This is a genomic window from Deinococcus sp. Marseille-Q6407, from assembly GCF_946848805.1.
Classification (GTDB): Bacteria; Deinococcota; Deinococci; order Deinococcales; family Deinococcaceae; genus Deinococcus.
In genome coordinates, this window is the sequence record NZ_CAMPFU010000002.1 from 22,501 (window position 1) to 41,796 (window position 19,296).

The window sequence follows — 19,296 nt, forward strand, 5'->3', positions numbered from 1 at the left end:
GTCGTAGATGTTGAAGAAACGGCTGAGTGCACTGGGGCTGACTCCCTCTGCCTGGCTGAACTTGGTCTTCTGACCTGGACTGTGGAAGAGGTGCAGCGAAGCTTGCAAGCTTCGCTGCTGATACAGCGTCTCTGGAATATCCAGAACCTGCTGTGCGAAAATACGGACGCGCTCCCCTGAAACCTGTTTGTACACACTTCCAGAATTTCAGCTCTGGGAGCGCTTTTTGTCCGCCTATTCAGGTGCAAGTTCTGAGTAAAGGGTTTACTGTGCTGGTAAAGGTGTTTTTCTACTGCTGCGCAGGCTGTTGCTTGATATTAGGGGCCTTTCCGTGCAGGTGGCGTGGCAACGGGCACAACTTCGCACGGCGCTGCGGCTGGCGGGGCTGAGCAATGGGGCAGAGGTGACCGGGTCGCCCGCCACCGTCAGAAACTGAACCAACTGTGCTCCGGCTCGTCACCATCTTTCAGGCGTGTTACCGTCAGCTCCGCCTGCCATAGCCCCGGCCCACGCTCTGCGAGGGTGAGCAGGCCCAGGCCGCCGTCCGGCGTTTGCCACTGACTAATAGCCAGAGCTTCAGTTGCCGCCGCGCCCTGCTCATCCCAGCCAAAGTTATCCAGTTGCTCGGCAAAGTGGCCATACAGGTCATTCAGCGTTCCTGTGCCGCGCAACAGGGCCATAGAGGACGCGTGGCTGGCCCGCTCATGACCATTGCCGCTGCCACCGATATTTTCCAGCGTCCAGCCGTCCGGGGCGGTCAGCGGGGGCAAAGTGGGCAGGGGCGACTTGCCCTCATCCCAGGTCAGATGGTGGTACAGGCCAGCGCGCAGGGCCAGTTGCAAGAAAGTCTGACCGGCTTCCTCCCGGCTGTCCCAGAAGGCGCCCAGGCCCGCACCGCCGTGAATGAGCCGATGGGCAGGCGCGGGGTCGGGTTCGCTGGACTGGGGCTGGTCTGGGAAGTGGGGCGCACCACTGGCCTGAAAGCCTGACGGTCTAAAGGGCAACCTGCTCTGCGGAACCCGCCAGCCCGCGCCCTCCAATCCGGCATTAATACGGCGAATAAGCTCGTCACTCTGGTGCCCTGGTACTGGCAGAAAGTAGAGCGTGGCGCTGTAGTCGCCGGGGTCAGTCACTTCTTCGATGCTGCCCAGCAGCCCGGCCAGCTCTGGCAGCGGCACGGGAGCAGCCTGCGGAAGCTGCCCTGGCCACAGCGTGGGCGTCTGCGGCCCACCTTGAAAACGCAGTGCTGCCAGCAACAGGTCATGGTCCGTGGAGAGGGTCATGGCAAGATTGTGGTGCACAGCCGTCATCCGGGGATGAGGGGTCAGAACTCCAAGTCTTCGGACGGTTCAGCCTGACCCGCTGCCGCCAGCGCCTGCCGCTCAGCGTGGTTTTCGCGCAGCGAGCGCGGCAGGTCGTCGCGGTTCAGGAAAAAGGCTGTTTTCATTACCTCCGGCAGCACCACCGCGTCTGCGGTTTCCTCGTCAAAGCTGCGGGTGAGCCTCTGCGCCCACTCATAGGTCAGTGGCAGCGCCCCCCGGCTCAGCAGGGTGCCCAGCCAGTGCTGCTCGTTAATTTGGGCGAGTAGCGCCAGTACCGTCTCCGCTGTGCGGAAGCCTTCCTCGGTGCTGTCGTCCTGCATCCGCAGTTGTGCGGGCAGATGCGGCAGCAGGCCATCAAGGGCTGCCTGATACGCGGTCAGGTCGGATTCTTGATTCTTCCAGGTAGGGCCGAATCAATGGCTCGAGGCGTGGCCTGGACTGTTCAACCGTGAGCAGGTCAACCGTGAGCAGGTTGGACAGCATCCGCCCATGATTCATCTCCGGAAATTGCGCCATTGCCCCGCACAGCACCGGCACAGCCATATAAGTCGCCGGATAAATGTCGCCCTGGTGCCAGATTTGCGCCCAGATGCGCTCGTGCAGCGGAATTTACTCGTCTTCGAAGTGGCCTGGAGTGGGTGGCCAGTCATACTCGCCCGGGCCCTCTACCAAAATGCGTTCCAGATATTCGGGCAAGCGCGGGTCGTGATAACAACTGTCAGGAGCAGTTCACGCTGGTGGGGGGCGAAAGGCATAAACCATACTGCCCTATTTTGCCCTTATGCCCAGGGCGTAAACTGATGGGATGCCTTCTGCCCCTTCCCGCCGCGCCTCCCTGTCAGGCCTGTTTCAGCCGAGGAGTCAGCATGACCAGAACTAAAGACCACACCCTGAGGGTCCAGTCCGAGTTTCAGCCGTCCGGAGACCAGCCCACCGCCATCGAGACCCTGGTGGATGGGCTGGAAAGTGGCCTGCGTTTCCAGACCCTGCTGGGGGCGACCGGCACCGGCAAGACCTACACCATGGCCAAAGTGATCGAGGAAACCCAGCGCCCAGCCCTGATCATGGCGCCCAACAAGGTGCTGACCGCGCAGCTGGCCGCCGAGTTCCGCGAGTTCTTCCCCGATAACGCCGTCGAGTTCTTCATCTCCTACTACGACTACTACCAGCCGGAAGCCTATGTGCCCGGCAAGGACCTGTTTATCGAGAAAGACGCCAGCATCAACCAGGAAATCGAGCGGCTGCGGCACTCCACCACCCGCAGCCTGCTCACGAGGCGCGATGTGATCGTGGTGGCGTCGGTGTCGGCCATTTACGGTCTGGGCGACCCTGCCGAATACACCGCCCTGAACCTGGTGCTGAGGGTGGGTGAGGAAGTGGGCCGCGAGACCATCATCGAGCGGCTGGTGGGCATGCAGTACGAACGCAACGACGTGGAACTGATGCCGGGCCGCTTCCGGGCCAAGGGCGAGATGGTCGAAGTCTGGGCCGCCTACGACGAGCAGCCCACCCGCATCGAGCTGTGGGGCGACGAGGTGGAGCGGATCAGCATGGTGGACCCGCTGACCGGCGACCGCCTGACCGAGATGGACGGCACCGTCGTCTACCCGGCCAAGCATTACGTGTCGGGCGCGGGGAACATTGAGCGGGCGATCGGCGGAATCGAAAAGGAGCTGGAAGACCGGCTGGAGTATTTCATGTCCACCGGCAAGCTGCTGGAAGCCCAGCGCCTCAAGGAACGCACCCTCTACGACCTGGAAATGCTGCGGGTGCTGGGGCACTGCTCGGGCATCGAGAACTACTCACGGCATATCGACGGGCGGCGCCCCGGCGAGACGCCCTACACCATGCTGGATTACTTCCCCGAAGACTTCATCACCTTTATTGACGAGTCGCACGTGACGGTGTCGCAGATTGGCGGCATGGCGAACGGCGACCGGGCCCGCAAGCAGACGCTGGTGGACCACGGCTTCCGCCTGCCCAGCGCGATGGACAACCGCCCGCTGAACCTCGACGAGTTCTGGAGCAAGACCGGACAGGTGGTGTTCGTATCGGCCACGCCGGGCCCGTTCGAGCGCGAACATGCCGACCAGATTGCCGACCAGATCATTCGCCCCACCGGCCTGGTGGACCCGCCTGTGACGGTGCGTCCGATTCAGGGCCAGGTGGACGACCTGCTGGGCCGGGTGCGTAAGCGGGCCGAGGCGGGAGAACGCACCCTGGTCACCACCCTGACCAAGCGGATGGCCGAGGACCTGACCGAGTACCTGCTGGAAAAAGGCGTGCGGGCGCGCTATATGCACTCGGACATTGACAGTGTGGAACGTCAGGTGATTATCCGCGACCTGCGGCTGGGCCACTACGACGTGCTGGTGGGCATCAACCTGCTGCGCGAGGGCCTGGACCTGCCGGAAGTGTCGCTGGTGGCGATTCTGGACGCCGATAAGCCGGGCTTCCTGCGCAGTGAGCGCTCGCTGATTCAGACCATCGGCCGCGCCGCCCGCAACGTGAACGGCGAGGTGGTGCTGTACGGCGACAGTATTACGCCCGCCATGCAGTTTGCGATGGACGAAACTGCCCGCCGCCGCGAGAAACAGCTGGCCTACAACGAGGAACACGGCATTACCCCGCGCACCGTGAGCAAGAGCGTGCGCGACGTGATCCGCGGCGAGGAAACGCCGGACGAAATCAGCTCCGAGAACATGGCGGGCGACCGCGACGCCCTGACCGCGCAGCTGACCGAGCTGGAGCTGAGCATGTGGCAGGCGTCCGAGGACCTGGACTTTGAGCTGGCCGCCTCGCTGCGTGACCAGATTCGCGCGATTGAAGCCAAGTTGCAGGGCAAGGAGTTCAAGCAGGCGACCGTTCCTGGGCAGAAAGTGCGGCGCAAGGGCCGGCGCTGAGCCTGATTTCCGGCGGCCCTTGCGGCCTGGGGCGGGGCCGTTAAGCAGCTGTGACGGTCCCGTTCACGTGCGGGTACCCCCGGCCTCCTACACTCGCCCCTGAACCACAGGAGGTTTGTATGACCATGAAAGCAGTTGTCTGGCACGGCATTGGCGATATTCGCCTGGACGACGTGCCCGAACCCCAGCTTCAGGAACCCACCGATGCTGTCGTGCGGCTGACGGCCAGCGCGATTTGCGGCACCGACCTGCATTTCGTGCGCGGCACCATGGCCGAGATGGTTCCCGGCACCATTCTGGGACACGAGGGCGTGGGTATCGTGGAAGAGGTCGGCGCGGACGTGCGCAATTTCGTTCCTGGCGACCGTGTGGTGATTCCTTCCTCGGCGTCCTGCGGCTACTGTGCGCCCTGCCGCGAGGGCAACACCTCGCAGTGTGACAATGCCAACCCCAACGGCCCGGAAGCCGGCACTGCCTTTTACGGTGGGCCCAAATCCACTGGCCCTCTGAACGGCCTGCAGGCTGAAAAAGCCCGGATCGTGTATGCCAATTCCAGCCTGGTGCGCCTGCCCGATACCGTAAGCGACGATCAGGCCCTGCTGATTTCCGACATCTTCCCGACGGCCTACTTCGGAGCTGAGCTGGCTGGTGTGAAGGAAGGCAGCCTGGTGGTGGTGCTGGGCTGCGGCCCGGTAGGACAGTTCTCGATTATCAGCGCTCAGCTGCTGGGCGCCAACCGGGTCATTGCGGTGGACCGCCTGCCCGACCGGCTGGAGATGGCCCGCTGCAACGGCGCCGAAGTGATCAACTTCGACGAGGAAGATCCGGTAGAAGCTGTCAAGCGCCTGACCGGCGGCCTGCTGGCCGACTGCGTGATTGACGCCGTGGGCGTTGAAGCGCAGCATGCCCAGAGTGGCCCGGCCCAGCCAGACCGCCAGGAAAACAGCAGGACGAACAGCTGGTGCAGGAAGTGGCTCCGGACGCACAGCCCACCGAGGACGGCCAGTGGGTGCCCGGCGACGCCCCGGCCCAGGTACTGGAATGGTCTATAGAAATGGTCAAGAAGGCCGGCCAGATCGGCATTATCGGGGTGTACCCGCCGCAGATGACCACCTACCCCATTGGCAAGGCGATGAACAAGAACCTGACCGTGCGCATGGGCAACTGCAACCACCGCACCATCATCCCCAAACTGGTGGACCTGGTGGCGGCAGGTGTGGTGGACCCCGCCAAGGTGCTGACCGAGCACGAGCATATGCACAGCGCCATTGACGCTTACAAGGCGTTCGATAAGCGCCAGCCGGGCTGGATTAAGGTAGAGCTAAAACCGCAGGCCTGACCTGACTCCCTGAACAAAGCCGGAGCAGGGAAGAGATTCTTCCCGCTCCGGCTTTGCTGTGCTTATGGTGGGCTGGCCCTGGTACTCAGACCACGATGCGCCGGAACTCGCCGTCGTCGCCGCGGGCAGGCAGCTGGCCGTAAGCCAGTTCCTGCTCCACGACCTGCGCCATTGCCTGACCGATATCGTCGGCGCTGCGTTCTTCGGCGGGGGTAGGCTCGGCCACCACGTCAAAACCGCGCAGGTTGCCGTCGGTGTCCTGGTGGCGGACTTCCACGCGGAAGTGGCCTTCTTCGCTGCTGTGGTTGATGGTCAGGCCGTCACGGGGGTCCTTGGTGTAAGCGGCGTCAAAAGCCTGCTGGATATCGGAAATATTCATGCCTTGCAGTCTAGGCTGGGGGCCGCCAGCGCGGCATGTGCAAAAGCCGCAGCCGACCTTTACACTCGCTCCATGCATGTCGCTGCTTATCTGGCCGCCAGTCTGGACGGGATGATTGCCCGTGAGGACGGCGCACTCGACTGGCTGCCTCAGCCGCAGGAGGGCGGGGAAGACTACGGCTACGCTGAATTCTTCGCTGGCCGCGACGTGCTGGTGCTGGGCCGGCGCACTTTCGAGACAGTGCGGGATTTTACGCCCTGGCCTTATGGCGACAAACCGGTAGTGGTTCTCAGCCGCACGCTGGCGCCAGCCGACCTGCCTGCCGGGTTACCGCTGCGTCTGCACGCCGGGCCGCTGCCAGAGCTGCTGCAGACGCTGGTCGCAGAAGGTTTGCAGCGAGTCTACGCAGACGGCGGCGAAGTGGTGCGGGGCTTCATTGCAGCGGGCCTGCTGGACGAACTGACCCTGACCACTGTCCCGGTATTGCTGGGACGGGGGCGGCCGCTGTTCGGCGCGGTGGAGGAGGATGTGAGCTTGGAATTGCTGGAGAGCCGCAGCTTTGCAGGTGGGCTGGTACAGAGCCGCTACCGGCTTCAGCGTCCGTCGGCCGGCTGAGTGGCCGGCGTGGAGAACGCTGTAGCCTGAGCTGCCGCCCAGGTCAGTCCAGTCGCCTTCTGGTAGGTGGGGGCAGCCCTCAAGCTTTTTTGAGCGTGATGCGAGCGAAGATGTTCTCCAGACGCCGCCCACATTCAGGCCTTATATGGCGTGGACTTACTCGCGCACCCACATCACCTGCCCGGCCACCGGGTCGCGGCGGCCTTCGGGCCACTCGTCCACCTGTGCCAGATACACCAGACCAATGGGCCGGCAGCCTTCCTCGAAGCCCAGCGCAGGCAGCGTGGCCGGGTGCATGACGGCCGCGTTGGTCATCCATTTGCTGCCCAGGCCGTGGGCGCGGGCCGCCAGCAGCAGGTTCTGGATGGCGGCGGCGGTAGCCCAGTCTTCCTCTTGGGGTGGGAATTTGGTGATGGCCGGCGTTTTGGCCGCCACCACGATCCAGACCGGTGCTTGGGCCTGGGTGGCCTGCTGCGCGGCGTGCAACTCGGCCACGGCCTCGGCGTTGGCGTCGGTCAGGCCCTTGTGCGCCGCCATGGACGTGGCCAGCACTTCTGCCAGACGTGCCCGGCCCGCGCCGGTAAAGACGCCGAAACGCCACGGCTGGGTGTTGCCGTGGCTGGGCGCCCAGTGGGCCGCTTCCAGCAGCGTCCAGACCAGGGCTTCGGGAATCTCTGGCTGCTCGGCGCTGAGACGGCCGAAGGGAACCGAGCGGCGGGTGCGAATGGCGGTGGCGGTGTCCAGCGGGGAATGCAGGTCGGTGCTCATGGCCCCAGTATGAGATAAATCAGCCTGCCGCCGGCCTAGACCCAGGCGTCGGCGGACGGGTTCAGAATCAGCTCCACTTCGGCCCAGTCCGGGGCACCGCTCTGCCGAATAAAGCGGGCGGCCGCGTCCCAGTCGTAAGTCACCCGGCGGTGTTCGACGTGCCAGCCGTCGCTGCGCCGTTCCAGCAGAGTCCAGGCCGCTCTGGGATCGCCGTCGTTGGGCCAGTTGACCGGGCCGCTCCTGACCAGCAGCGTTTCTGCGATGCGGCGGGTAGTCGCGCGGTGCATGTGGCCGACCAGATAGATTCGGTGGCCGCCGAAGCCGCGTAGGCGCTCTGCGATTTCGGCTTCGCTGCGGCGGCGAAACAGCCGGGTGTCATAGTCGAACTGCAACAGCAGGCTGTCCCAGGCGGTTGCCGGCGTGCCGTACGATACCAGCACTTCGCCGCCGACCAGCGTAGTGTTTAGCGGCAGGGCCCGCCAGCCGCTCACGCTCCGGTGCCGGCAGCTGCGTGGCCAGCCACTGCTCCAGCGCCCGCAGCGGGTCGGTCTGTCCCCAAACCTGATCGCCCAGGTTCACGGTCAGGTCGGGGGCACAGGACCGAATGTCCTGAATCACGGACTGCGCCGCAAAAGCGTTGCCGTGAACGTCGCTCAGCACCGCCAGGCGCAGGTCGGCACTCATACTCTGTCGCTGCTCGCGTCGGTTTCCGGACGCTGTGCCGGCAGCAGCAGGTTCGCCACGATACCCACCAGCGCGGCCAGCGCCATGCCCGAAAGTTCCTGCTGGCTGCCGGGCAGCTTGAAAGCGGCGCCGCCCAGGCCCAGCACCAGAATCAGGCTCACCACGATCAGGTTGCGCGAGTGCGCGAAATCGATCTGGGCTTCGGCCAGGGTGCGGATCCCGACCGAGGCGATCATCCCGAACAGCAGAATGGACACCCCGCCCAGCACGCTGGGAGGCAGGCTGGCCAGCAGCGCAGCCAGCTTGGGCGAGAAGCCGAACGCGATGGCGAACACGGCAGCGATACGGATGATGGCCGGGTCATACACCCTGGTCAGCGCCAGCACGCCGGTGTTCTCGGCGTAGGTGGTGGCGGCCGGCCCGCCCAGCACCGCCGAGGACATGTTGGCGATGCCGTCGGCCAGCAGGGTGCGGCTGAGGCCCGGATTCTTGAGGAAGTCTTGGCCCACCACCCGGCCGTTGACCACCACGTCGCCGATATGCTCGATGAAGGTGACGACCGCCACCGGCGCGATCAGGGCCACCGCCTGCCAGTTCAGTTCCGGCGCGTGAAAGGGCGGCAGGCCCAGCCAGGCGGCGCTGCGCAGGTGTGACAGGGCCTGGGGGTCCACGTTGCCGGTCAGCAGCGCTGTAAGGTAGCCCACCACGATGCCCACCAGAATAGGAATCATCTGGAAGATGCCCCGCCCGAACACGCTGGCGATCACGGCGGCCAGCAGGGTAATCAGCGCCACGCCCCAGCTGCCCAGCGCAGCGTGCTCCACCACGCTGGTGCCGGCCTGCTTGACGGCCACGTTGCTGAGGCTCAGGCCGATCACCATGATGACCGGCCCGGTCACGATAGGCGGAAACAGCTGCAGGATGCGCTCGGTGCCGAACAGCCGCACCAGCCCGCTGAACAGCACATACAGCAGCCCGGCGGCGATCAGGCCACCGGCTGCCGCGGCCGGGCCCATTTCCTTGACCACCAGCGCAGTGGGCGCGATAAAGGCGAAGCTGCTGCCCAGGAAAATCGGCACCCGCCAGCCGCTCAGTGCGTGGAAAATCAGCGTGGCGATGCCGGCTCCGAACAGCGCCAGCGAGGGCGGCAGGCCCACCAGAATCGGCACCAGCACGGTGGAGCCGAACATGGCGATGGCGTGCTGGGCGCCCAGCAGCAGCTTGCGCTGCGGTGGCAGGGCGGCGGTGGGGTGAGGCGCTGGGACGGGAGGTGGAGGTGCCTGGGTCATGTCAGCCCTGAGTGTAGGGCAGGGGCAGGCGTGTGGGGCGGGGCAGAGGTGCGGGGGGCAACGCTATGGTGCCAAGCCGCGCAGCCAACTTGCCGCCCTCAGCTTGCCCCCGCCGCCAGACCCGGCAGACGCTATACTGAAAAGTGACCTTATGGATTATGCGACTTCGGTTCCGGCTCGCCCCGGCTTTCGGCCTCTGCTGCAAGCGGCGGGCCGGGTGCTGCGCGGCGTCGTTGCGGGGCTGCTGGGCCTGCTGGGCCTGGCGCTCGCCGCGCTGTGCGTGGGCCGGTTCTCGGCGCTGGGGGCCGGCGCGCCGCTGTGGCTGGACACCCTGGCGGCCGCCGAACAGCTGGCCGGACAGCTGCTGTTCGGGTCGGCCTACGCCGGCTGGGACGGCTTCGCCCGTGCACTGATCCTGGCGCTGCTGAGCAGCATCTCGCTGGGCACGGCGGCCTGGGCCTGGCCGCGCCGGCGGATGCGGGTGGCCGCCGGGAACTCACCTTACTTGTTCTCCTATCAGGTGGAAGACGGCTCCGGCAGCGTAAACTGAGGGCCATGTCAGATGCTGCTGCTCCGCTGCTGATTCAGGATGTCCTGAAAGTCCTTCCGCACCGCTATCCCTTTGTGCTGGTGGACCGGATACTGTCGGTCACGGACGGCGAAGTTCATGCCATCAAGAATGTCTCAGTGAACGAGCCGTATTTCATGGGCCATTTTCCCCAGGAACCGGTGATGCCCGGCGTGCTGATCACCGAAGCGCTGGCGCAGGCGAGCATGTTCTGCCTGCACGGCGAGATGCCGGCCGGCACGGTGGGCTACCTGACCGGCATCGAGGGTGCCCGCTTCAAGCGCAAGGTGGTGCCGGGAGATCAGCTGCACCTCTACGCCCGGCTGGAATACCTGCGCCGCGGCCTGGGCAAGACGGTCTGCCGCGCCGAGGTGGACGGCGCGGTGGCCGCCGAAGCCACCATTCTCTTTGCTGTCGCCAAGTAAGTGTCCCGGATCACCCGCTACATTCTGGCTGAACTGATTCCGCCGCTGCTGGCCGGGGTCTTGCTGTTCACAGCGCTGCTGAGCTTCGGCTATTTCTTCGTGAGCAGTCAGTGGCTCCAGGGCGTTTCTCCGGCGCTGGTGGCGCAGTGGCTGGGCTATCAGCTGCCCGACACGCTGGTCAAAGTGCTGCCAATGGCGGCGGTCCTGATGACCATCGTGGCCTTCGGGCGGCTGAACACCGATTCGGAACTGGTCGCCATGCAGTCGGGCGGAATCGGGCTGGGGCAGGCGGGGCGGCCGGTGGCCGTGACCGGGCTGGCGCTGGCCCTGCTGTCGCTGTGGCTGAGCCTCTGGGTGGCGCCGCGTGCCAACGTGGAAACCCGCAGCCTCTACTGGGACGTGATGACCGGCGCTGGCCTGAGCACCATGTCCGGCCGCACCCTGGACCTGGGTGGCGGGCTGAACGTGTCGTGGCAGAGCTACGACCCGGCCACCCGCCAGTTGCAGGGCGTGCGGGCCGAGCGCTGGAACAAGGAGCATCCCCAGCAGGCGGACGTGGTCTTTGCCAAGACCGGCACCTTCGAGGACAACCAGCTGCGCCTGACGGACTATCAGGCCTTCAAGGTGGATTACGCTGCGGCGGCCAAACTGGCCCCCGGCACGCCGCTGCCGGGCGGCGCTTCCGGTGCCAGCAGCAATCTACTGGCCCTGCGGCAACAGGCCGAAGAGATCAATCACCGCATTGCGGCAGTGTTTCCGGGCATCGTGGTGGAAGCGGATCCGGCCAAACCGCTGGAGATAGAGGCCGGCACCTCGCGCAAGGAAGCCATCGCCCGCTTTGCCGACGCCATCGGCGCCGACGACCAGGGCTGGGACGAGCTGACCAGCACCATCAATGACGCGCAGGCCCCGGCGGCCGACCGCCAAGACGCCGCCCTGACGCTGAGCCGCAAGGTGGCGCTGCCGTTCGGCAATCTGGTGCTGGCGCTGGCTGCGCTGCCATTCGCCCTGCGTTTTGGGCGCAGCCTGGGTGTCAGCCTGGGGATGGCGCTGCTGGTGGCGCTGGCCTATTACCTGCTGACCGCCCTGGGCCTAACCCTGGCCGGGGGAATGAGCGGGCCGCTGGCGCTGGCGCTGCCCTGGCTGGGCAACCTGGTCCTTCTGATTGCCGGGCTGCTGCTGCTGAGGCGGGCCTGATGTCTGGCCCCGCCGCCGGGAGGTCGGTCCTGATGATTTCCGCCTCTTTCGGCGGTGGGCACCAGCACGCCAGCAGCGCGGTGGCGCAGGCCCTGGCCCGGCGGGTGGCTGTGCGGCTGGCCCAGGTGGACGTGGTGGACATGCTGACGCCGCTGGAACGCACCGTGATCGTGGGCGTCTACGGGTTCTGGTTGCAGCACCTGCCGGCCGCCTATCACGCTTTTTATCGCTGGACCGATCAGCGCAGCGAGCCGCGTGTCCTGACCTCGTCGTTCGACTGGTTGGGCATCCGCAGCCTGCGCCGCGAGCTGCTGGCGCAGCGGCCCGGCGTGGTGGTCAGTACCTTTCCCACCTCGGTGGCGCTGGCCGACACGGTACGGCAGCGCGAGAGCCTGGACTTTCTGAACGCGCTGGTGCTGACCGATTACCGGGTGCATCACCACTGGGCGCGCCCCCAGGCTGACCTGATTTTGCTGCCCACCGAGGAAACCCGCCGCGAAATGCTGGCCTGGGGCATGGAGCCGCAGCGGCTGGCGGTGACCGGGTTGCCGGTGTCGCTGGAAACGGCCCGGCTCAGCCGGCTGGACCATGCTGAGCGCCGCCGCCGCACGGTACAGGCGCTGGGCTGGACGCAGGTGCCGGCCGGCGAGCCGCTGATTCTGGTGTCGGGTGGCAGCGGCGTGTACGGTGCTTTTGATGAGGTGCTGGACGTGCTGGGCAATCTGGGCCGGCGGGTGCAGGTGCTGGTGGTGGCCGGGCCCTACCCGCCCGGCAGCGAGCGGCGGAGCGGGGCCACGGTGCATCACCTGGGTTACCGGCCGGACTTTGCCGCCCTGCTGGCCGGCGCCGACCTGCTGGTGGGCAAGGCGGGCGGCATGACGGTGGCCGAGACGACTGCGCTGGGCATTCCCCTGGTCGTTTACCAGCCGATTCCGGGCCAGGAAGAATACAACGCTGATTACCTGCTGCGGGGCGGCGCCGCGCTGTGGCCGCGCTCCCGCCACGAACTGCGCCGCGCCGTGCTGGAGCTGCTGGACCCGGCCCGCCGCGCCGAGGTGTCGGCTGCTTCGGCAGCGCTGGGCTGCCCCGCCGCTGCCGAGCGGGTGGCCGACGAACTGCTGGCCCGGCTGGGGTGGAAAGCGTGAGTGGGGGCTTGCGGGCGGCGCGGGGCAGACGCCGCGTGGCCCTGGGCGGGCTGGGTCTGGCGGCCGCTGGCCTGCTGGCCTATATCGGCCTACCGTATCTGCTGGTGCAGCGGCTGGGCCTGGGCACGGTGCGCGGCGGCCCGGCTGCCGGCGACCGGGTGGCCCTGACCTTCGACGACGGCCCCGACTCGCAGCACACTCCCGCTGTACTGGATGCGCTGGCCGCCGCTGGAATGCACGCCACCTTCTTTCTGGTGGCTGGCCCGGCGCGGCAGCATCCGGAACTGGTGCAGCGCATTCTGGCGCAGGGCCACGAAATCGGGGTGCATGCGGCCCGGCACCGTCACGCCTGGGCCCGCTGGCCGGGCGATGCTTACCGCGATCCTCTGCAGGCCCGCACGGCGCTGGAGCAGAGCAGCGGGGTCAAGTTGCGCTGGGGGCGGCCGCCGCACGGCGCCTACTCGCTGGCTAACCTGGCCGGCCTGCGCCGCGCCGGGCTGACTCTGGTTCACTGGAGCATCGAAGGGGGCGACTGGGAAAAGGAAGCCACCCCGCAGCGGGTGCAGCAGAAGGTGCTGCGCGAGCTGCACGGCGGGGCCGTGATCGTGCTGCACGATAGCGGCCCCGGGGCGCGGGTCACGCCGCAGGCCCTGCCGGGCTTGCTGCAGGGCCTGCAGGAACGCGGCTTTCATTCAGTGACCCTGAGTGAGCTGGGGGGGGCGCCGGTCACGCGCAGCGAACTGCCGGCCCGCCTGATGGCCGGGCTGGACCGCCGGCTGGACGCCCGGCTGGGCATTCGCCCGGCGCTGGAGCGGCGCGGGGGACTGTTCCGGCTGCAGCCGCTGCCTTTTCCGCTATCCGGGTTGCGCTGGCCGGACGACCGCCTGATCGCGAAAGGCACGCCTGCGCTGGAATTCCACGTGAACAACCCCCTGCTGGTGAACCTGGGCCTGCGCCGCTTTCCCGCCCGCGCCCGCATCGAATTCGGCTGGGTGGCCCAGGACTGGCGCCGCCGCCCTGAGCTGCAATCGGCCGAGTTCATCTACTGCCTCAGCGTGCACGGCGCCGTATTGCAGCGGCTGGGCTTTGCCAGCGTGCCGCTGCGCCCGTTCGACCAGTGGCGCCTCAAGCTGTGGTCGGACCTGATGCACCGGGCGTACGGCAGCGCCCCGCGCCGCAGCCAGCCGGTGCTGAGCATCATGAGCCGGGAGGAGTTTTTGCAGCGTTTCGGCTGACCCTGTTTCACCCGACTCTGCTCCGGCCAACTCTGCTCTGGCCAACTATGCTCCGGCGACCAAACCGGCAGGTCAAAAAGAGTAGGGTAGGCATGCGGGCCCCGCCTCTTTGGGTGACCCCGTTAAACTGGAGGAACTTATGCCTATTGGCCCACTGGAATTACTGATTATTGCCGCCGTTATCCTGGTGCTGTTCGGCGCCAGCAAACTGCCTCAGCTGGGCAAGGGCCTGGGCCGGGGCATCCGGGAATTCAGGGAAGAAACCCGTGACCTTGGCCGCCCCGGTCCCGACGCTCAGCTGCTGAACCCGGAACTGCGCCAAGACGACATCACCGACGTGCAGGCCACCGAACTGCCCCGCGTAGAGGTCCGTGAACAGGTGGGAACCGAACAGCGTGACCGACAGGCCTGATTCTGCCCTGACCCGCGAGGAACTCGCCAGCGCCACGCTGATGCAGCACCTTGGGGAGCTGCGTACCCGGCTGATCTGGTCGGTGGTGTTTCTGGGCGTTGGCATGGGCGTCGCCTTCACGGTGCATCAGCCGCTGCTGACGCTGCTGGAAAAGCCGCTGAACGCCTCGGTGCAGTTTCAGGCCGGCGAGGTCAAACTGATCAGCACCACCCTCACCGGGCAGTTCATGGCGGCGCTGAACCTCAGTTTCTGGGCCGGCATGGCGATTTCACTGCCGCTGATTCTGACCCAGGTGTGGGCCTTTATCGCGCCGGGCCTCTACCAGAACGAGCGGCGCTGGGCGCTGCCTTTTATCGTGGGGGCGGGGGTGGCTTTTGCCGCCGGCGTCACTTTCGGCTATTACTTCGTGCTGCCGGCGATGGTGCGCTTTTTCCTGGATTTTCTGGCCGGTCAGGTGCAGGCCATGCCGGACGTGTCGCAGTACATCGGCATGGTGGTCACCTTTCTGGTGGCGTTCGGGCTGGCTTTCGAGCTGCCGATTCTGGCGGTGCTGCTGACCCGCATCGGGCTGATCAACCACCGGCTGCTGCGCTCCGGCTGGCGCTTTGCCATAGTGGGCATCCTGATCATTTCGGCCGTGATCACGCCCACGCCGGACCCCGGCACCATGATGCTGGTGGTGGCTCCGCTCTACCTGCTTTACGAGCTGAGCATCGTCCTGTCGCGGGTGTTTCAGGTGCGCGTACCCGACGACGACGAACCGGTGCGGCTCTAGGGGCGCGGCGGGAGGGCGCCCGGGGCCCCCGGCTCACCCCAGCCCCCGGCCAAACCCGTACACTAGCCAGGACTTATGGACCCAATTTTCCTGAATATCGGGGGCTTCACCATCGCCTGGTACGGCGTGCTGATGACCCTGGGCATTGTGGCCGGCATCAGCATCGGTCTGAAGCTGGCCCGCGAGCGCGGCCTGGACGCCGATCTTTTCGAGCGCATGATCTACACCATGCTGCTGTGGGGCTTTATTGGGGCGCGGCTGATGTTCGTGGCGACCTCGTGGGACCTCTTTGCCGACACCCCGTTCCCGCAGCGGCTGCTGGACATCATCAACCTGCGCCAGGGCGGGATTTCCATTCATGGGGGGCTGCTGGGCGGCATTCTGGCGGCGCTGTGGTTTACCCGCAAGTACAAGATGAACTTCTACCGCTACCTGGACCTGGCCGCGCCGGGCGTGGCGCTGGGCATCATCGGCGGCCGGCTGGGCAATATCATGAACGGCACCGATACCGTGGGCCGCGTGACCGGCTGGCCTATCGGCTACCACTGGCCGGCCTGGGCCCGCGCCTTTCACGACGGCATGTGCATTCCCAACCCCGACCCCACCATGGACCTCTCGAAGTACTGCGAGACGGTGGGCGGGCAGCTGGTGATGACGGCACCGGTGCATTTCACCCAGCTGTATGGGGTCTTGATCGGCATTGGCCTGCTGATCGCGTCGTTCTACTGGCTGCGCAGCCACAAACCCGGCTGGGCGTTCTGGCAGTTCTGGCTGTGGTACTCGCTGCTGCGGGCCGGCCTGGAAGAGACCTTCCGGCTCAATCCGCTGGTGGTGAACAGCTATCTCAGCCAGGGCCTGCATGAACCGGGCATCGGGCTGTGGACCCTGACCCAGATCATCAGCGTGCCGCTGGTGCTGCTGAGCCTGTATATGCTGTGGCGCATCGCATCCCGGCCGGAGCCTCAGCCGGTCGCGGCCGGCCAGGTGATGACCCACGCCGAGGCGCGGGCCCGCGGCGGCGAATAAACAACAGGGGCGGGGCTGCCGCCGGCCCCCCTTCCGCCTGCCCGGGCTGTGACGCCCCCGGCAGGCGGTTACAATTGATGTCCCCCCACGGCCCTGCCTGAACATAAATGCGCTACAGTTCCGAACGCTCCGGGCCTGACTCCCGGATGCCGAGACTCAAGGAGATGGATATGACTGCAACCGAACAACGCCCCCTGGATGTGATCGTGCTGGCTGCCGGCGCGGGCACCCGCATGAAATCCGACCTGCCCAAGGTGCTGCACCCGGTGGCCGGCCGCCCGATGGTGGGCTGGGCCGTGAAAGCGGCCCGCAGCCTGGGCGCGCGGCAGGTGGTGGTGGTGACCGGGCACGGCGCCGAGCGGGTGGAAGCGGCGCTGGCCGGCGAGGGCGTGACGTTTGCCCGTCAGGATCAGCAGCTGGGCACCGGCCACGCTTTTCTGTGTGGCGCCCAGCAACTGCCCGGCGACGGCGACGTGCTGGTGCTGTACGGTGACACCCCGCTGCTCTCGGAAGATACGCTGCGCGGTCTGTTGCAAGATCACCGCGCCGAGGGCAGCGCCATGACGGTCCTGACCGGCGAACTGCCCGACGCGACCGGCTACGGCCGGATCATCCGGGACGAGACCGGCGGCGTGCTGCGGATCGTGGAGGAAAAGGCCGCCAGCCCAGAGGAAAAGGCGGTGCGCGAGTTCAATTCCGGCGTGTATGTGATGGACGCCCGCGCCCCTGAGCTGGCCGCCCGCATCGGCAACGACAACCCAGCGCAGGAATACTACCTGACCGACCTGCTGGAGCTGTACCGCACCGAGGGCGGCGCCGTGCGCGCTTTCAAGCTGGCCGACCCGGACGAGGTGATGGGCGCCAACGACCGCCGGCAGCTGGCCGACGCCGAAGCGGTCATGCGCCGCCGCATCACCCAGAACCTGATGCGAGAAGGCGTGACCATTCAGGCCCCCGACACCGTGCGGATTGAAGACACCGTGCAGATCGGGCGCGACGTGGTGCTGGAACCGGGCGTCATCCTGACCGGCGAGACCGTGATCGAGCCGGGCGCCGTGATCGGGGCCTACTCGGTGGTGGGCAGCAGCCGGATTGCGAGCGGCGCCGTGATCCGGGCGCACTCGGTGCTGGAACAGGCCAGCGTGGGCCGGGGCGCGGACGTGGGCCCTTTTGCCCGCCTGCGCCCCGGCACGATGCTGGGCGAGAGCGTGCACATCGGTAACTTTGTGGAAACCAAGAACGCCCGGCTGGATCAGGGCGTCAAGGCAGGGCACCTGGCCTACCTGGGCGACGTGACCATTGGCCAGGAAACCAACGTGGGTGCTGGCACCATCGTCGCCAACTTCGACGGGGTCAACAAGCACCAGTCACAGGTGGGCGCCGGGGTCTTTATCGGCTCCAACTCCACCCTGATCGCGCCGCGCACTGTGGGCGACGCCGCCTTTATCGCCGCTGGGAGCGCCGTGCATCAGGACGTGCCCGAAGGCGCAATGGCGGTAGCCCGTGGCCGTCAGCGTAACCTGGAAGGCTGGAGCCGACGTTACTGGGGCGGCCTGCGCGAGAAAGTGGACGTCAAACTGCCCTGGCTGTCGGGCTGGCTGCGGAAGGACTAAATTACTGGGGGCGGGCCGGCGTAGGGTTGACCCCTCTGCCGGCCCCTTTCTCTATCCCTTGCCCCGGCCAGCTCAGCCGCGAAACATCACGAACGCCACGATCACCACGATCACCGCATAGATGACTTTTACGAAGCCGCTGCCCTTGAGCATTGCCATCCGGGCGCCGGTGCGGGCGCCCAGCGCGTTGGCGAGGCCCATGCTGAGGCCCAGCCACCACACGATGTTGCCGGCAGCGATAAACAGGCCCAGGGCGCCCAGGTTGGTGGCGAAGTTCACGGCGCGGGCGTTGCCGCTGGAACTGACCAGATTCATGCCAGTCAGGGCGAACAGCAGCATCAGGAAGGTGCCGGTGCCGGGGCCCAGAAAGCCGTCGTACAGGCCAACGACCAGCACCCCCGGCAGGGCGATGGCCAGGGTCCGCGCTGTGAGGCCCGGATAGGTGGATTCCAGCCCGAAGCGCTTGTTGGCAATGACCAGGGCACCTACCACCAGGATCACCCCGCCCACTAGTGCCCGGAACGAGTCCGGGCCCACGAAGCGCACCAGATAGGCGCCCAGCGCGCTGCCAATCAGGGCCAGCGGCACCGTGCGCAGCAGCAGCTCGCGGTTGAGGTGCCCGCCGCGCCAGTACTGGTAGGTGGACGTGGCCGAGCCGAAGATGGCCAGCAGCTTGTTGGTCGCTACCGCCTGCACCGGGCTGAGCCCCATGAAAAACAGCGCCGGCAGCGAAATGGTGCCGCCGCCGCCCGCGACCGCGTCGATGAACCCGGCCAGAAATGCCAGCGGCAGGCCGTACAGCAGAACTTCCGGGCCGATGCCGCCCGTCTCTAGACCAATCATGACTGTCAGTGTAGTGGGCGGCAACCGTCACCCGCCGACATTTGCTGCCGCGGCCCCTTTGTTATTCTGCCGGGTATGACGCAAGCCAATGCGACCGCGCAGGTGCTGGAGCCCCTGACCACCCCCGAAGAAGTGCAGACTTTCCTGAGCCAGTATCCGGTGGCTGCCGTGTTCAAGGCCGGCACCTGCCACAAGACCATGCAGGGATTCGGCGTGCTGGAAACCTTCCTGCAGCGCTATGACCTGCCGGTGGGCTTTATCCGGGTGGTGGACTGGCGCCCGGCGTCCAACTTTGTGGCCGAATCCACCGGCATCCAGCACCAGAGCCCGCAGCTGATTTTGTTCAAGGACGGCCAGCCGCAGTTCGAGGTGAACAACTGGGACATCACTCCCGAGGCGCTGGCCCCGGCTTTTACGGCACTGGTGCCCGAGCGCAGCGGCAGCGGCGTGGACACCCAGAGCAACATTCAGCCCTACCTCAACCTGATTGACGCCTACCTGGCCGGTCAGCTGAACGATTTCGAGTTCCAGGACCGCTGGGTGCCGATGTTCCGCGACGACGCCAGCCTGCGTTCGCAACGCGAGTTCGAGCTGCTGTCGCGTCTGTTCGGCGACCCTGATGCCTACCACGGCGGCCTGCACCAGCTGGGCGCACCGGCCGCCCGCGGCGACCTGCGCCCGCGTGTGGAACAGCTGCGCGCCGAGCTGCTGGCTCAGAGCTGAGGCCCCGCCGGCTGCCTAAGGCGCTGGCCGGTCGC

At 66.5% G+C, this 19,296-nt stretch carries 23 protein-coding genes (1 of these 23 only partly in view); 14 read left to right on the top strand and 9 right to left on the bottom strand.

Translation table 11 applies throughout. The features are described 5' to 3' along the window. The 3 genes from OCI36_RS02145 to OCI36_RS02155 all read right to left on the bottom strand — a co-directional run. Positions 1 to 195 carry the 5' end (the start) of a transposase gene (locus tag OCI36_RS02145; protein ID WP_261663439.1) on the bottom strand. Its footprint begins 894 nt before the window's first position, so the window shows 195 of its 1,089 coding nt (coding positions 1-195); its start codon is at positions 193 to 195; its stop codon lies off the left edge, out of view. Positions 196 to 425: 230 nt separating this feature from the next. After that, positions 426 to 1,283, bottom strand: coding sequence for a hypothetical protein (locus OCI36_RS02150; RefSeq protein WP_261663440.1), 858 nt, complete (start codon positions 1,281 to 1,283; stop codon positions 426 to 428). 41 nt (positions 1,284 to 1,324) lie between these two features. Further along, positions 1,325 to 1,642, bottom strand: coding sequence for a hypothetical protein (locus OCI36_RS02155; protein WP_261663441.1), 318 nt, complete (start codon positions 1,640 to 1,642; stop codon positions 1,325 to 1,327). Positions 1,643 to 2,188: 546 nt separating this feature from the next. Between OCI36_RS02155 and uvrB the strand changes: the two genes are divergently transcribed. From uvrB to OCI36_RS02170, 3 genes are all read left to right on the top strand, one after another. After that, on the top strand, positions 2,189 to 4,225 hold the full coding sequence (gene uvrB, locus OCI36_RS02160; RefSeq protein WP_261663442.1) for an excinuclease ABC subunit UvrB: 2,037 nt from the start codon (positions 2,189 to 2,191) through the stop codon (positions 4,223 to 4,225). A gap of 119 nt (positions 4,226 to 4,344) precedes the next feature. Then, positions 4,345 to 5,277: an alcohol dehydrogenase catalytic domain-containing protein gene (locus OCI36_RS02165; protein ID WP_261663443.1), complete on the top strand. Its 933-nt coding sequence runs from the start codon at positions 4,345 to 4,347 to the stop codon at positions 5,275 to 5,277. 2 nt (positions 5,278 to 5,279) lie between these two features. Next, complete coding sequence (locus OCI36_RS02170; RefSeq protein ID WP_261663444.1) at positions 5,280 to 5,564, top strand: hypothetical protein; 285 nt, start codon at positions 5,280 to 5,282, stop codon at positions 5,562 to 5,564. An 85-nt stretch (positions 5,565 to 5,649) separates the two neighbouring features. On the opposite strand, the gene OCI36_RS02175 is transcribed toward OCI36_RS02170, so the two are convergent. Then, positions 5,650 to 5,943: a hypothetical protein gene (locus OCI36_RS02175; RefSeq protein WP_261663445.1), complete on the bottom strand. Its 294-nt coding sequence runs from the start codon at positions 5,941 to 5,943 to the stop codon at positions 5,650 to 5,652. A 72-nt stretch (positions 5,944 to 6,015) separates the two neighbouring features. Between OCI36_RS02175 and OCI36_RS02180 the strand changes: the two genes are divergently transcribed. Further along, positions 6,016 to 6,558, top strand: coding sequence for a dihydrofolate reductase family protein (locus OCI36_RS02180; protein WP_261663446.1), 543 nt, complete (start codon positions 6,016 to 6,018; stop codon positions 6,556 to 6,558). A gap of 156 nt (positions 6,559 to 6,714) precedes the next feature. Here the strand turns inward: OCI36_RS02180 and OCI36_RS02185 are convergent, their stop codons facing one another. From OCI36_RS02185 to OCI36_RS02200, 4 genes are read right to left on the bottom strand one after another with little or no spacing between them, the layout of a single operon-like run. Beyond that, complete coding sequence (locus tag OCI36_RS02185) at positions 6,715 to 7,326, bottom strand: nitroreductase (protein ID WP_261663447.1); 612 nt, start codon at positions 7,324 to 7,326, stop codon at positions 6,715 to 6,717. Between the two features lie 35 nt (positions 7,327 to 7,361). Further along, positions 7,362 to 7,766 carry a metallophosphoesterase family protein gene (locus tag OCI36_RS02190; RefSeq protein WP_261663448.1) on the bottom strand — a complete coding sequence of 135 codons (405 nt, stop codon included), beginning with the start codon at positions 7,764 to 7,766 and terminating at the stop codon, positions 7,362 to 7,364. After that, positions 7,702 to 8,010, bottom strand: a complete 309-nt coding sequence (locus OCI36_RS02195) for a metallophosphatase family protein (RefSeq protein WP_261663449.1) — start codon at positions 8,008 to 8,010, stop codon at positions 7,702 to 7,704. The genes OCI36_RS02190 and OCI36_RS02195 overlap by 65 nt, the downstream gene beginning before the upstream one ends. After that, positions 8,007 to 9,299 (bottom strand): uracil-xanthine permease family protein, encoded by a 1,293-nt coding sequence (locus OCI36_RS02200; protein ID WP_261663450.1) that lies wholly within the window; start codon positions 9,297 to 9,299, stop codon positions 8,007 to 8,009. Before OCI36_RS02200 ends, OCI36_RS02195 begins: the two co-directional genes overlap by 4 nt. Before the next feature lie 151 nt (positions 9,300 to 9,450). Here OCI36_RS02200 and OCI36_RS02205 point away from each other — a divergent pair, with 151 nt between their 5' ends. From OCI36_RS02205 to glmU, 9 genes are all read left to right on the top strand, one after another. Continuing rightward, positions 9,451 to 9,849: a hypothetical protein gene (locus tag OCI36_RS02205; protein WP_261663451.1), complete on the top strand. Its 399-nt coding sequence runs from the start codon at positions 9,451 to 9,453 to the stop codon at positions 9,847 to 9,849. A 5-nt stretch (positions 9,850 to 9,854) separates the two neighbouring features. Next, on the top strand, positions 9,855 to 10,292 hold the full coding sequence (fabZ, locus tag OCI36_RS02210; RefSeq protein ID WP_261663452.1) for a 3-hydroxyacyl-ACP dehydratase FabZ: 438 nt from the start codon (positions 9,855 to 9,857) through the stop codon (positions 10,290 to 10,292). Further along, positions 10,293 to 11,489 carry an LptF/LptG family permease gene (locus OCI36_RS02215; protein ID WP_261663453.1) on the top strand — a complete coding sequence of 399 codons (1,197 nt, stop codon included), beginning with the start codon at positions 10,293 to 10,295 and terminating at the stop codon, positions 11,487 to 11,489. Between the two features lie 32 nt (positions 11,490 to 11,521). Then, positions 11,522 to 12,634 carry an MGDG synthase family glycosyltransferase gene (locus OCI36_RS02220; RefSeq protein WP_261663454.1) on the top strand — a complete coding sequence of 371 codons (1,113 nt, stop codon included), beginning with the start codon at positions 11,522 to 11,524 and terminating at the stop codon, positions 12,632 to 12,634. Beyond that, complete coding sequence (locus tag OCI36_RS02225; RefSeq protein ID WP_261663455.1) at positions 12,631 to 13,869, top strand: polysaccharide deacetylase family protein; 1,239 nt, start codon at positions 12,631 to 12,633, stop codon at positions 13,867 to 13,869. Before OCI36_RS02220 ends, OCI36_RS02225 begins: the two co-directional genes overlap by 4 nt. A gap of 139 nt (positions 13,870 to 14,008) precedes the next feature. Further along, positions 14,009 to 14,281, top strand: coding sequence for a twin-arginine translocase TatA/TatE family subunit (locus tag OCI36_RS02230; RefSeq protein ID WP_261663456.1), 273 nt, complete (start codon positions 14,009 to 14,011; stop codon positions 14,279 to 14,281). Positions 14,282 to 14,321: 40 nt separating this feature from the next. After that, a complete protein-coding gene (gene tatC, locus OCI36_RS02235) occupies positions 14,322 to 15,056 on the top strand; it encodes a twin-arginine translocase subunit TatC (protein ID WP_261664358.1) in 735 nt (244 codons plus the stop codon). Positions 15,057 to 15,131: 75 nt separating this feature from the next. After that, complete coding sequence (lgt, locus tag OCI36_RS02240; RefSeq protein WP_261663457.1) at positions 15,132 to 16,082, top strand: prolipoprotein diacylglyceryl transferase; 951 nt, start codon at positions 15,132 to 15,134, stop codon at positions 16,080 to 16,082. 170 nt (positions 16,083 to 16,252) lie between these two features. Further along, on the top strand, positions 16,253 to 17,695 hold the full coding sequence (glmU, locus tag OCI36_RS02245) for a bifunctional UDP-N-acetylglucosamine diphosphorylase/glucosamine-1-phosphate N-acetyltransferase GlmU (protein WP_261663458.1): 1,443 nt from the start codon (positions 16,253 to 16,255) through the stop codon (positions 17,693 to 17,695). A 72-nt stretch (positions 17,696 to 17,767) separates the two neighbouring features. On the opposite strand, the gene OCI36_RS02250 is transcribed toward glmU, so the two are convergent. Next, on the bottom strand, positions 17,768 to 18,538 hold the full coding sequence (locus OCI36_RS02250) for a TSUP family transporter (protein ID WP_261663459.1): 771 nt from the start codon (positions 18,536 to 18,538) through the stop codon (positions 17,768 to 17,770). A gap of 75 nt (positions 18,539 to 18,613) precedes the next feature. Here OCI36_RS02250 and OCI36_RS02255 point away from each other — a divergent pair, with 75 nt between their 5' ends. Beyond that, complete coding sequence (locus tag OCI36_RS02255; protein ID WP_261663460.1) at positions 18,614 to 19,261, top strand: thioredoxin family protein; 648 nt, start codon at positions 18,614 to 18,616, stop codon at positions 19,259 to 19,261. Positions 19,262 to 19,296 lie beyond the last annotated feature (35 nt).